9 protein-coding genes and 1 tRNA gene are annotated in these 14,100 nt (G+C 54.0%); 7 read left to right on the top strand and 3 right to left on the bottom strand.

The window, feature by feature from the left end; genetic code table 11:
• Positions 1–669 precede the first annotated feature (669 nt).
• Positions 670–742: transfer RNA gene (locus OEV49_14590), tRNA-Gly, on the bottom strand.
• 397 nt (positions 743–1,139) lie between these two features.
• Between OEV49_14590 and OEV49_14585 the strand changes: the two genes are divergently transcribed.
• From OEV49_14585 to OEV49_14565, 5 genes are all read left to right on the top strand, one after another.
• Positions 1,140–1,841, top strand: a complete 702-nt coding sequence (locus OEV49_14585) for a hypothetical protein (protein ID MDH3892302.1) — start codon at positions 1,140–1,142, stop codon at positions 1,839–1,841.
• Between the two features lie 393 nt (positions 1,842–2,234).
• Positions 2,235–3,581: an NADP-specific glutamate dehydrogenase gene (gdhA, locus tag OEV49_14580; GenBank protein MDH3892301.1), complete on the top strand. Its 1,347-nt coding sequence runs from the start codon at positions 2,235–2,237 to the stop codon at positions 3,579–3,581.
• Between the two features lie 124 nt (positions 3,582–3,705).
• Positions 3,706–6,663, top strand: coding sequence for a histidine kinase (locus OEV49_14575; GenBank protein MDH3892300.1), 2,958 nt, complete (start codon positions 3,706–3,708; stop codon positions 6,661–6,663).
• A 10-nt stretch (positions 6,664–6,673) separates the two neighbouring features.
• Complete coding sequence (locus OEV49_14570; protein MDH3892299.1) at positions 6,674–7,129, top strand: hypothetical protein; 456 nt, start codon at positions 6,674–6,676, stop codon at positions 7,127–7,129.
• Positions 7,130–7,211: 82 nt separating this feature from the next.
• The gene (locus OEV49_14565) at positions 7,212–7,499 is read left to right on the top strand and encodes a GIY-YIG nuclease family protein (protein MDH3892298.1); all 288 of its coding nucleotides are present in this window, start codon (positions 7,212–7,214) and stop codon (positions 7,497–7,499) included.
• 38 nt (positions 7,500–7,537) lie between these two features.
• On the opposite strand, the gene OEV49_14560 is transcribed toward OEV49_14565, so the two are convergent.
• Both OEV49_14560 and OEV49_14555 read right to left on the bottom strand, forming a co-directional pair.
• Positions 7,538–9,019, bottom strand: coding sequence for a hypothetical protein (locus tag OEV49_14560; GenBank protein ID MDH3892297.1), 1,482 nt, complete (start codon positions 9,017–9,019; stop codon positions 7,538–7,540).
• A 50-nt stretch (positions 9,020–9,069) separates the two neighbouring features.
• Positions 9,070–9,930, bottom strand: a complete 861-nt coding sequence (locus tag OEV49_14555; protein ID MDH3892296.1) for a methyltransferase domain-containing protein — start codon at positions 9,928–9,930, stop codon at positions 9,070–9,072.
• A gap of 296 nt (positions 9,931–10,226) precedes the next feature.
• On the opposite strand from OEV49_14555, the gene OEV49_14550 reads away from it, so the two are divergent.
• Both OEV49_14550 and OEV49_14545 read left to right on the top strand, forming a co-directional pair.
• Positions 10,227–11,795, top strand: coding sequence for an O-antigen ligase family protein (locus OEV49_14550; GenBank protein MDH3892295.1), 1,569 nt, complete (start codon positions 10,227–10,229; stop codon positions 11,793–11,795).
• A gap of 115 nt (positions 11,796–11,910) precedes the next feature.
• The gene (locus OEV49_14545) at positions 11,911–14,049 is read left to right on the top strand and encodes an RNA-binding transcriptional accessory protein (GenBank protein ID MDH3892294.1); all 2,139 of its coding nucleotides are present in this window, start codon (positions 11,911–11,913) and stop codon (positions 14,047–14,049) included.
• The last annotated feature ends 51 nt before the right edge of the window (positions 14,050–14,100 follow it).

Raw genomic sequence — 14,100 nt, 5'->3', positions numbered from 1 at the left:
AAAAATCATGGGCATATTGGCCCGAATAGGTGAGTCGTACCCGTGTACGGTGTATAGCGAAAGCGAGCGTGTATAGAAAAACAGTTGACTACGACCTTTTCATAGGTGAGCGGAGTCGAAGGGTGAATCTCTCGTATTGGTATCCGCCCCAAACAAGGTTTGAGACGGCCACCCGTAGCTGTGGCAAGCTCGATATCGTGGCTGGCGGATGTCCACATCTGCTGCCGACTTCCGTACCCCACCCAGAGGCTTTGCGGCGGGTGGGTTTCCCCAGAGTTGAACCGGGCGTTCATTGAAGTGATATGGGCTGTATCACAACGTCATTGCGAAGCCACACGCTTCGTGTGGCTGTGGCAATCTCAATTGGCTCTGTTCCTGTCATGCCGAGCGGAGTCGAGGCATGAGATTGCCGCACTCCCCCGGCGAAACGCGGGGTCGCTCGCAATGACTCAACAAGGCGCGTCTTCGTGAGACCCGCTCGTGGCCGGCAGCTCTGCGGCGGGTGGGTTCTTTTCGGGAAAGAAGTCGAGACCTCGCCCTTCGACTGCGCTCAGGACGGCCCCTTCGGACCAGGGGTTTCGACCTACAAAGAATCTACTCAATGGTGAACGTTCTCTTGAAGCCCGAGCGTCCGGTCAACCGTGGCATAGGTTCAAGTGGCACGAATAAAGCGGGAGACGAGGTTCGAACTCGCGACCAACAGCTTGGAAGGCTGTGACTCTACCAACTGAGTTACTCCCGCTGGCTGCCTATTATACTATCAACCCAGCCCGATTTGGCAAGCGCTTTTTTGGATCGTCAGGATTATGCTAGTGTGCAGCCGGACCCACGGTGTGGTGGCTGAGTCTTCAGACTCGGCCAAAAACTGTCAGGCGATGGGTGGCTCCCTCAATCCCGGTTTGAGGGTGGCGATAAATCGCTTTCTTGCGCTTCGCGCTTTTGCAACCTCACCCTGAGCGGAGTCGAAGGGTGAATCTATGGTGCTTCGGCTCCGCCCCAAACAAGGTTTGAGACACCCACCACCAATGCGGTATTGACCAAACGGGCAAACTGTGTTATCTTATCAGCGTACTACTTGAAAGATACTCACAGAAGGACTCGACACCTGACGATGAACAGCGTAATCCCTGGAGGCCGCCATGACTCGCCTTTCGAATTTGTTGATTAAGATAGCGCTCGTGTTGGTAATCACCATCAGCGGCGGTACAGCCCTAGCCGCAGAACTATACCTGGTCGATATCGTTCTGACCGATTGCGACGTGGTCTGTATACCGATCGGGGTGCTGGACTTCAGCGCTGTGGCCGGTGTCGAAATCCACATGACCTACGACGAAACCTGCATGACCTACGACAGTATATCGCTCGGTCATCTCTCAGGCGCCACGATAAACGGCGGGTCCGGCGCGGTTCATATAATATGGGAAGATTTCGAGAACGCGCTGACCCTGGCCGACGACACGAGACTGACCCATATCTGCTTCAGCACCATTACAGCCGCACCTGACGCACCCTGCGCGATAGGTTTTCAGAGCAACTGTGAACTGGTCGATGAATTCGGCGATCCGATCCCGCTCGTGACCACTGACGGCTCGGTCGCGTGCGATGCCGACCCCGGCTGTTGTGTCATGCGAGGCGATATCAACCATGACGGCGCCGAACTGATCGACATCGCTGATCTGGTCTATATCATCGATTTCATGTTCAGAGGCGGGCCGGCGCCGGTCTGTTTCGACGAGGCTGACATCGACGCCAGCGGGACCGAACCGCTCGACATCGGCGACCTGGTTTATCTGATTGACTTCATGTTCCGCGGCGGCCCAGAACCGACACCCTGCCCGTAGACCAAAAGGTGCCTTGACATCTGTTACCCATGTCACGGTACGCACAAAAACGTCTGCCGCCCACACAAACGTGGCTACCCCACCCAGAGGCTTCGCGGCGGGCGGGTATTGTACTAAATGCGCTGGGAATAGCTGGTGATAAGTCGGTTGGTCCGTAGCCAGTTTCCAGTCGATCACTCACAGCCCATTAGAACCAATCCTCGAGGCTGACTTCGGCCCCCATTCGGGACAGCCAGTGATATCCCAAAAGATTTTTTCAAATGCAGACCAAAACGTCTTGACTTTATTATATAGCGGCTATATATACGGCAGCTAAGGCTATGTGAAATGTTTCACTTAGCGCGAAATGAAGGTATAACACAAGAGCTGTTGACCATAACGTCATGAGGAGTAATGTCCATGTCGAGCTTTGTTGACAACATTATGGCCGAAGTCAAGGCCAAAAATCAGGCCCAGCCGGAGTTCCATCAGGCTGTCGAAGAGGTCGTTGAATCTCTCGAACCGGTAATCGAGAAACATCCTGAGTACAAAGAGGCTAAGATTCTCGAACGTATTATCGAGCCGGAGAGAGTCATCATGTTCCGTATACCGTGGATTGACGACAAGGGTCAGATCCAGGTCAACCGCGGCTTCCGCGTTGAGTACAACTCAGCTATCGGCCCGTACAAGGGCGGGCTGCGCTTTCACCCCAGTGTCAACCTTGGCATTTTGAAGTTCCTCGGTTTTGAGCAAGTCTTCAAGAACGCCCTCACTACCCTGCCAATGGGCGGCGGTAAAGGTGGCTCCGACTTCGACCCCAAGGGAAAATCCGACAATGAAGTGATGCGCTTCTGCCAAAGCTTCATGAGCGAACTGTTCCGTCACATCGGTCCCAACACCGACGTTCCGGCCGGTGATATCGGTGTCGGTGGTCGCGAGATAGGTTTCCTGTTCGGCCAGTACAAGCGTCTTCGCAACGCCTTTGAAGGCGTTCTGACCGGCAAGGGTATCAACTGGGGCGGCAGCCTGATTCGCCCGGAAGCTACCGGTTACGGTGCGGTCTATTTTGCCGAGGAAATGCTCAAGGCCAACGGCAAGTCCATGGACGGGATGGTTTGTTCTGTCTCCGGATCGGGCAACGTCGCTCAGTATGCTACCGAGAAGATCAACGAACTCGGCGGCAAAGTAGTCACCCTGTCCGACTCGGCCGGATATATCGTCGACAACGACGGCATCAAGGGCGAAAAGTGGGACTTCGTGATGGACCTCAAGAACGTCAAGCGCGGTCGTATTAAAGAATACGCCGACAAGTTCGGTTGCGAATACCACGAAGGCGTCGGCGTGTGGAACGTCAAGGTTGACTGCGCCTTCCCATGTGCTACCCAGAACGAAGTTTCTGCCGACGATGCCAAGGCTTTGGTCAAGAACGGTTGCTTCCTTATTTCCGAAGGTGCCAATATGCCGACGGTTCCCGAAGGCGTGAGCGTATTCCTCGAAAATAAAGTCCTTTATGGTCTGGGCAAAGCAGCCAACGCAGGTGGCGTGGCTGTGTCCGGCCTGGAAATGTCGCAGAACTCGCTACGTCTGAGTTGGACCCGCGAGGAAGTCGACCAGCGCTTGCACAACATTATGAAGAGCATTCACTCAGCCTCGCTGGAAGCGGCTGAGAAATACGGCCATCCCGGCAACTACGTTATAGGAGCCAACATCGCCGGCTTCCTGAAGGTTGCTGATACCATGATGGATCAGGGTGCTGTATAGACAGCTCCGACTTCTTTGATATTACAGGTGGAGCCATGACGCGTGGCTCCACCTTTTTTTGTTTGAATGTCTGTATCTGCACGATATATTCCAAGGTGATACCAAACCTACCCACAGAGGAAAAATGAAGGCCGAGCCGCAACTGACCGATTTCAAGTCCAAGTTCCTCAAGTTCGACTCCTTGATGCAGAAACGGGTCAAGCATGTACTGCTTGTATCCAGTCCTTACGATTCTTTCGTCCTCGAAGAAGATGGCCAGCTAACCGATCTGATCTATAACGAGTTCTTGGAACTCAATCTGAGTGTCACACCCCACGTCAAACGGGCCTCCTCGCCTGAAGAAGCGCTCGAATTTCTGATGACTATGGACATCGACCTGGTTATCATTTTCAAACGGGTCGGGGACCTCGACGTGGTTTCTTTCGGCCGCGACATTAAGAGCATCAAACCAAGCCTGCCGGTGGTTTTTCTGGCTTATCACATGCGCGAGCTGGCCGTGATGCAAGAGTCCGACTACTCACAGGCAATCGACTGGGTTTATATCTGGACCGGCAACGTCAAGATACTGTTGTCGATTATCAAGCTCGTTGAAGATCGCATGAATGTCGATTTTGACACCAAGCTGGTCGGCGTCCGGGTAATCATCGTGGTTGAAGACAACATTAAGTTCTACTCATCATATTTACCCCTGTTCTATACGGAAATCATGCAGCAGACACGCGCCCTGATGTCGGAAGGTTTGAACGTCACCGACAAAGTTCTGCGCATGCGGGCACGTCCGAAGATTCTATTGGCCGACAATTATGAAGATGCCGTAGGACTATTTGAGAAGTATCGCAAGTACGTACTGGCTGTCGTCTCCGACGTTCGCTTTCGCATCGGCGCCGAGAAAGATGATGAAGCCGGTCTGAAGCTTGTCCGGCTCATCCGTGAACAGGTACCGGACCTACCGGTGTTGATGCAATCCTCCGACCTTGAAAACGCGGCCACCGCTTACGACCACGATGCCGGTTTCATTCACAAACGTTCACCTACTCTGCACAAGGATATCAGACGGTTTATCAAAGCCAATTTCGGGTTCGGAGATTTTGTATTCACCCTGCCCGATGGTACGGAAGTCGCACGGGCGAGTGACTTCCGTAAATTGGAAAAAATCCTGACCGTTGTCGATGAAACATCACTCTTGTTCCACGCGACGCGAAATCATTTTTCCAACTGGCTGATGGCGCGTACCGAGTTTGACCTGGCTGCAAGACTACGACCACTCAAAGCTACCGAGTTCAAGGATGCTTCGGCCTTGCGGCTGTATCTGATCGACACTTTCAAGAACTTCCGGCATGAGCGACAGCTGGGCGTGGTTTCAGACTTTTCAAGGCGACAGTTCGACCTGCAATCGGACTTTGTTCGAATCGGCGGCGGATCGCTGGGCGGGAAGGGGCGTGGTCTCGCTTTCATCAATGCCCTCTTGTGTCGGCATGATATCGAAGAGGACTTCGACGGTGTTAAAGTGTCGGTGCCACACTCTGTGGTTATTGGAACTGACGTTTTCGACGCTTTCATTGAGACCAATAACCTTCTGCATCCGGCTCTGAAAGCATCCAGCGACGATGAAATCACCAGGGCATTCTCAAAAGCCAAGTTCCCCCGCCGAACCCAGGCCGACCTGCGAGCCATTCTCAACGTTATCAAGTATCCGCTGGCCGTGCGGTCGTCATCGATGCTTGAAGACTCCCACCTGGAACCGGCGGCAGGAGTCTATGACACCCACATGCTGACCAACAGCCATCCGAGACTCGAAGTACGCCTGCACCAACTGATCACGGCGATCAAGTTGATCTACGCGTCGACCTACTTCAAGAATGCGCGGGTTTATCACGAATTCGTCGGTAATCGCGTCGAGGAAGAAAAGATGGCCGTCATCATCCAACAGGCGATAGGACAAAGGTACGGTGATGGCTTCTATCCCAGCTTTTCCGGTGTCGCGCTGTCATACAACTATTACTCGATGGACGGAGTGCAACCCGAAGACGGCGTTGTGTATGTGGCGCTCGGACTCGGCAAGACGATTGTCGACGGGCATAACTGTCTGCGCTTCTCCCCCGGCTACCCGGAGAAACTGCCGCAGTTTTCCACCACCAAGGATATGCTGAACAACTCGCAGCACGATTTCTATGCCATCGACATGAAGGACCCATCGGTCCTGCCGGAGCCGGGCGGCAACATGGGACTTATCCGTCTCAATCTTACCCAGGCTGAGAACGACGGCAGCCTCTACCCCATCTGTTCCACCTACTCGGCGGAGAACGACCGCGTCTATGACGGTGCCGGTCGCGATGGTACGCGCATCGTGAGCTTTGCTCCGATTCTCAAAATGAGCCGATTCCCTCTGTGCGAGATCGCTCAGTACTTGTTGCAGCTGGGTTCGCAGGGTCTGAATTGTCCCGTGGAAATAGAGTTTGCGGTCAACCTGCACACCGACAGCAGCCAGGCCGAGGAATTCCACTTCCTTCAGATACGTCCTATGATCAAGGACGCCATGTTCGAAACGGTGTCGCTGGATGATGTCGAGACTTCGCGGATCGTGGCCAAGAGTGAAAACGCGCTGGGGAACATAAGCCACAATGATATTCGTGACATTATATTCGTGTCGCCGGAAAGTTTCGATCGTGGACGCACTCTTGAGATCGCCGAGCAAGTTGGGCGATTGAATGCCAAACTGAAAGCTGCCGACCGCAGGTATCTTTTGATCGGGCCGGGTCGCTGGGGATCGTCGGAGCGATGGCTGGGTGTGCCGGTGGTGTGGAATCAGATTTCAGCCGTTGGCGTAATCGTGGAGACGGCCTATGGAGACTTTGCGCCCGATCCATCGTTCGGTACGCACTTTTTTCACAACCTGACTTCGTTCCAGGTTGGCTACATGACGGTCAATGCGGCCATCGGCAATGGGTTTATCGAGTGGGATTGGTTCATGACTCTGCCGCCGTCGGAGGAGACGGAGTTCGTGCGCCATATCGAGTTGATGGCGCCGGTTGAGATTCGTATCGACGGCCGCGCCGGCGCCGGCCTGATCCTGAAAGCGTGAGGGGGGGATTATGAGAAGAATTCAATTGCCCGAACTGGAATTCTCTGAATGGTACGACTGGAGCCACCGACACCGTTATCCGCGCCGACGCCGGCCTGGTGTCTACCTCATAGCTGTTACAGACAAGAGGAGCTTGACAGGTACCCGGCCCGAATGGAAAGATGTTGACTACATTGGGATGACTAATTCACGAAATGGTCTGGCAGGCAGGTGGTATCAACTCGATCGTACCATCAAGGGCGGCAAAGGGCATAGCGGTGGAAAGTCAATGCGTGAGGATCTGGGTGATTATAGTCAGTGGAAAAAGTGCATGTATGTCGCCGCCATGTCCATTGACTGCGACGTTACAAAACGGAGTCCGGAAGAGTATCTCAAGATGGGCTGGGTGGCATTCTTCGAGTACGAGGCATTCAGCAAGTACGCAAAGGCAGGCAAAGGACAACATCCACTGTACAACAAGCGATGATCTTTAAGTATCCCACCTGGGGTAAAGCGACAGATGGGTTCTCTCGCTGTCACCCCCGCGAAGGCGGGGGTCCATCTTCCTTATGTCGCAGTATTACGTATACATTGTCGCGAGCGATAGACACGGTACACTCTACACAGGGATAACCGGCGACCTTGTCGGCCGCATCTATCAGCACAAGTCAGGAAGCGTGGAGGGTTTTACCAAAAAGTATAAGGTTCATCGCCTAGTCTACTATGAAACGCATGATGATGTCTACGCTGCAATCACTCGTGAGAAACAGATCAAGAAATGGCGTAGGGCATGGAAGATACGGATGATAGAAAAAGAGAATCCCAATTGGGAGGACCTTTACGAATCAGTAGTCTAAGAGTGGATTCCCGCCTTCGCGGGAATGACAGAAAAGAATTACCCCTCCCTCTTAAGCCGCCAAAGCGTGTACCCGGTCAGGCTGACCACCAAAAGCGGAATCACAAAGTACATCATCCGAACATCAACGACCCTCTGCTGTACGAATACCGGCAAGTATCTCAACAATGCATCACACAGGATCATCCCCACCAACATCAGTCGGAACCGACGGCTGTTCATACCACCGACCAGACCGTAGCCCAACAGAGCACCCGACGTTGTGTGAAAGAGAATCATAAAACCACGTTCCAGCAAATGCCATGAGAACAGGTCGACGTTCACAGCCAGCGTGGCCAGATAGCATCCTTCTACAATCCCGAATCCTGCGCCGCAGACGGCTCCAATAACCGCTAAACGGTTCGAACGCACTTTCAGCAGGAATGCAAAAGCAAGTATCAGTCCCGCCTTGAGCAACTCCTGGATTATACCGGCTGTCATAGCGGGAAACAGCCCGAGGAAGTACGGCGATCCACCCGCTGCGATCCGGGGAATGAACAAATGCTCAACCAGATACACCTGTAGCGGCATCTGAGTCACCGTTACCACCAGGTACACTACTCCGCCTGCTCCCAGAGCAACCCAGGCCACCGCCCATCGCCAACCACGTCCGACGTAGAATACCAAAGCGATCAATCCCAGAACGAAGTAGGCCAGAAAGACCGGCAGCCGCTTGAGGACATTCCCGGTTGTCGGACCGGTCGTCGATGGACCACTGGCTCCCGTTTCGAATTTTCGAACAACGTCCAGATATGCTTTCAGTTGTTGACCAGGTATCTCGACTTTCACAAGTCGCTTATCCGGCGTGAAATAAAAGGCCTGAAGTTGTGGATGGGTGTATCGAACTACAAAAGCGGAATCGAATACGCCGCTATAAACCTGCTTTTGCACGAACAATTGGATGGTCGCTTCGACATACTGTTTTGACATCATCTGTGGAACAAAGAGCGTGTCGCGGATAGTATCACCGACCTTAAAATCGTGCATGGAGAGATACAGTTCGTGCATATCCAGCAGGTAAATGTCGGCGGCGAATCCGTTGACATCAAATTGCTGCTGCAAATCGCTGCTGCGGCCGCCCTGCTCTACGCTACCTCGCAGGGTGTCACCATCCCTCTTGATTTCAAGCTGGGCGATCTGTTCACCCGTCTTTATTGTCAGATCACAGCCAAGGTATCCGCCGTTTTCTCCGACATACTGTCTTCCTTCGACATTGATGGACACTCCGGAGCCTTGTCGACTGAAGTCCAGCCCCAATCGTTGTTCGATGATGCGTGCTTCGATACCGTCGATGGTGGTGCGACCCTTCACGGTTGAGAATAATCGACCGATGGTTGAGTCTTTGACGATAAAGGTCCACATGCGCAACTCGCCGTCGGGGCGGTATTCATCGATTATGGAATCGCCCGTGAACGCACGCTGGGCGACGACCGAACTGGTGGCAACAAGGAGAACAGCAGATATAGTCAGAACAGTTTTCATGGTAGCACCGAAAATAGGATCAGAGGGCAAGGTGTCAACACAAAAACGCCTCAACCAATGGGCCGTTGACAAATCAAAACCAAGTCACGTGAGGTCCGGGCAAACCGTTTCTTGAGGTACAAGTCGCCAAACTTACCCACCTTGCAAAAACCACTCCGGGCCACCAATCGGCCAATCAAAGCGATGTCATAAGTATCAAACTCGTGCCGAAAGACCTCAAACTTCTGACTCGATCCTCTCATTTCCAAACGAGACACATAAACAGAAAGTCGTTTTCCACGTCGTTCAGAGAACCGCTCGTAAATGATCCCGTCGTTGGCCGTGGCTCGGATCGGGAACAAAGTTCCTTCCTTCATGGAGGAATAGTTGAGCATTTGCATCACCAGCCAACCGCCCGGCTTCAGCACTGCATAGAAGTTCTTCAGTGTCTTTCTGACTCCCGCGACACTGCTGACGCCCGAAATACTATTGGCCAGACAGACCACCAGGTCAAACTCAGAGTGCATACTTTTCGGCAGTCGTTCGAAATTGCCCACCCGGAAACTCAACGGCAGATTCTTTGAGTCGCACTTTTCACGCGCCGCTTGAATCATCCGACGAGAGCAATCCAACCCCACAGTGTTTACGCCGCGACGAGCCAACAACTCGGAAGTCAGACCGTTGGCACAACCGGCATCAAGAACCGTGGCCGGCGCAAAGCGAGTGATAAGGGCATCGACTTCCTTCTGGTGATAATTCACGCGCTCCACCGCGTTGGTAATCAGATCGTATTCGTGAGCATATTTTTCAAACACGGAAGGTTGTTTTCTACCGGCCATTCTCAACATCTCCTTGATAAAACTCTTTTCTTCCGGCTCAAGAATACCGTAAAATGACCTCAAACTAAAGTAACTTTTGTCTGAGTTAATCATTGCGCCACCCGCCTTCACAACGCCCGGATCGATGGCCGACCTATCTGGGCACCGGCCTCCTGATTGTCACTCCCTTTGTGAGTTCCCAGGCTACGCTTGACCCGGTGCTTCTACCTCGCTTGATCACTCTATCGGCAGGGGTTGTACTGTTGGGAATCTCACTGTGGCCAAGGCCGAGCACATCCGACGAATCAGTACCGGGCCAGCCTGGTCGCACGATTGGTTATTCCCTATTCGGGTTTCTGTTGTTCACAGCCCTCTCCCTCAGTTCGGCCCACGTCCCCGCCGAAGCCGTGATGGAAACCGGGAAAGCAGCGCTGTGGGTGTCGCTTGTTGTCGTCTTCACCATGATTATGCGGCGCAACCGATCAGCCTTTGGTCTCTTCGCACGCGGACTGACCGTAGTTGCAGTCTGCCTGGCTGCCATCGGAATATGCCAATATTATGATGTCGCTTTCGCTGGATACGTGCGCAGCGGCGGACTGGCCAATCGCAACCTGCTGGCTTCCGCCTTATGTCTGTTGCTACCCTTCGTTCTCTATGTAATCCTTCACGGTGGGATCATCTGGCGTCGTTTCGGTCTCGCCGCGATCGTGCCGGCAATCGCTATCGTGATGCTCACCAACAGTCGTGCCACCTGGTTTGCGTTGGCCCTTGCGACTATCGTGCTGATCGGTGCCTGGCTGGTCTTGTCACGTAATGTACAGATATCCGCCGGACAACTGCCAATTTGGAAACGACGGGCTGTCGCTGCTTTCCTGGTAGCGGCCATAACGGCTGTCCTCTTTTCAACACCGATTTTACGACGGTCGGACCAACAGTCGGTTGTAGATCGTGCCATGACAGCTTCGTCATTACACCAGGGTTCGGTGGCCGAACGGCTGGCCATGTGGGAAAACAGCCTGGCCATGTTTTCTGATTTTCCCCTGCTCGGAGTCGGTGCCGGCAACTGGAAACTGATCAGTCCTGCTTACGGACCGATCGCGAAACGGCAATGGACGGACAATGCCATGTTTCAGCGCCCCCACAACGACTACCTATGGATCCTTTCCGAGTCGGGGATATTCTCGCTGATATGTTATCTGACCGTCCTGACTATGGCCCTGGTTCAATCCATCAGAACCGTCCGCATCGCGACTACCTCGGATGATGTCGCCGCTTCGTTCACCATGTTGTTCGGCCTGGTGCTTTTCATGATCATCAGTTTTTTCAGTTATCCCAAAGAGCGCATGGTACACACCATGCTCCTGGCGCTGATGTTAGCATCGATACCGGCTGTCCATAAAACGAAGGAAATCGGCTCGGACAAGGTTCGACGACTGCTCTTAACCGCCGTGGTCGCCCTCGCCCTTGGATCGCTCACGGTAGGTCTGGTCCGCTTACAATCCGAGAGTCACATCGTCGGCGCCCTTAACGCCCGTGATCAAGCCGAATGGCCGTCGGTGATTCGTGAAGTTGACCTGGCTACATCCTGGCTCGTTCGGTTTGATCACGCAGCTACACCGCTCACCTGGTACCGTGGCGTGGCCAACTTCTCTTTGGGGCGGCATGAAGCAGCCTTTGACGATTTCTCCGATGCATACGGTGTGCACCCCAACCATCACCATGTGCTGAACAATTTGGGCACTTGCTACGAGCTCAAGCAGATGCATGACTCGGCCATCTTCTTTTATCGCCGCGCACTCGAAATCATGCCCGGGTTTGAGAATGCCGCCATAAATCTGGCCGCGGCCTGCTTTAATGACCGACGTTACGAGGCAGCGCTGAAAGTGTTGAACGGAATGGACCAACCGGTCGCGGACCCACGATTCGAGGATTACAGGGAACAGATCAATAGAAAGCTGGACGAAACAAGGCGAAACTAGACTCAAGCTCGTTACCCGCGAAGTTCGAAAAAAAGGCTTGCCTGCTTTTCTGTTTGGTTTCTCCGGTGATTCGTTTATCTTTCGCCCCTAACGCTAACAACAGATGCAGGTAGCAATGACCAAGGATCACATCGCAAAAATCGCTCAAGAACTCAATCTCGCACCGAGACAGGTCCAGGCAACCGTGGGTCTGCTTGACGATGACGCCACCGTGCCATTCATCGCACGCTACCGCAAAGAAGCCACTGGCAGTCTCGATGAAGTTGCGATCACTCAGGTCCGTGATCGAATAGCACAACTGCGCGAACTGGATAAGCGTCGCGAGGCTATACTGAAGTCATTGATCGAACGCGATCTGCTCACCGACGAGTTGCAGACTAAAATCGATGCAGCCGAATCGATGAGCGTGCTGGAAGACATCTATCTACCCTTCCGACCCAAGCGTCGCACGCGCGCCACGATTGCCCGGGAACGCGGCTTGGAACCGCTCGCCGAACTGTTGCTTGAGCAGGATGACATCGATGTCCACGCAGAGGCAGAGCTGTTTATTGACCAGGAAAAAGACGTTGCGACCATCGACGACGCATTGGCCGGCGCACGTGACATTATCTCCGAATGGATTAACGAGGACTCGGGCGCACGGGCGCGGATGCGTGAGCTGTTCACCAGACAGGGCGTTATCACATCGACTGTGGCCAAGGGCAAGGAGAACGAAGGCGTTAAGTTCTCAGATTATTTCGACTGGGGGGAACCGCTATCGAGAGTTCCATCGCATCGTCTGCTGGCCATGTTACGCGGCGAGGCGGAATCGGTCTTGAAAGTGGCGATCGCACCGCCTGCAGAGGAAGCATTGGCCATCCTGGAAGGTATCTTCCTCATCAACAATAACGCCGCCACGCAACAAGTGGCGCTGGCTGTTCAGGACAGTTACAAACGACTGCTCGCTCCGGCCATGGAAACCGAACTGCGCAACGAAACCAAAGCGGTTGCAGATGCCGAGGCGATCCGAGTGTTTGCCGAGAACCTGCGCGAACTTCTGATGACCTCTCCCTTGCCTCGTAAGAACGTGCTGGCTATCGACCCCGGCTTTCGCACCGGCTGCAAAGTGGTCGTGCTGGACAAACAGGGCGGTTTGCAACACAATATGGCGATCTTTCCGCACGGCTCCACAAAACAACGCGACGAAGCAGCCGGCGACATCAAGGCGCTGTGCGCGCGCTTCAAAGTGAACGTGATCGCCATTGGCAACGGCACAGCCGGACGCGAAACGGAATCGTTCGTGCGTGAGATCGCCCTGGCCGATCATGTTCAGATCGAGATGGTCAACGAAGCCGGCGCCTCGATCTACTCCGCCTCGGAAATCGCTCGCGAGGAGTTCCCGGAACATGATGTCACCGTGCGCGGATCGGTCTCGATTGGACGCCGCCTGACCGACCCGCTGGCCGAACTGGTTAAGATAGACCCCAAGTCGATTGGCGTCGGACAGTATCAGCACGATGTTGACCAGACGGCGTTAAAGCAATCTCTGGACGATACGGTGATGAGCTGTGTCAACAGTGTCGGCGTCGATGTCAACACGGCCAGCAAACAACTGCTCACTTACGTCTCCGGCCTGGGACCGGCGCTGGCGCAAAACGTGGTCGCCTATCGCACCGAGAACGGACCGTTCAAGACTCGCACCGCCCTCAAGAAAGTACCGCGGCTGGGACCCAAGGCGTTCGAGCAGGCAGCCGGGTTCATGCGCATCGCCGACGGCAAGAACCCGTTGGACTCAAGCGCCGTACATCCGGAGAGCTATACGGTTGTTGAGAAGATGGCGCGCGATTTGGGTTGCACCGTATCTCAGTTGATGCAGGACGAATCACTACGTAAGAAAGTCACGCTGCAAAACTACGTCTCCGACGGAACCGGGCTGCCGACCCTGACCGACATCATGGATGAACTGGCCAAACCGGGCCGTGATCCGCGTGCAGCCTTTGAATCGTTTTCGTTCGATGACTCGGTGCATACCATGAACGACCTCAAAGTGGGCATGAAACTGCCGGGGGTCGTGACCAACGTGACCAATTTCGGCGCCTTTGTCGACATCGGGGTTCATCAGGACGGATTGGTGCACATCAGCGAGTTGGCCGATCAATTCGTCAAAGACCCCTCTGAAATCGTGAAGGTGCATCAAAAAGTGCGCGTCACCGTGCTATCCATCGACATCGACCGCAAACGCATCGGATTGAGCATGCGGCAGAGCGAAAGCTGAACCCCATCGCGCCGATTGTTGTTGACGTTTGACCGGATGTGTTCGTCCATT

Source organism: Candidatus Zixiibacteriota bacterium (assembly GCA_029860345.1).
Taxonomy (GTDB): domain Bacteria; phylum Zixibacteria; class MSB-5A5; order GN15; family FEB-12; genus JAJRTA01.
Note: the sequence above shows the minus strand (reverse complement) of the source record. Positions and strands in the feature narration are given on the sequence as shown.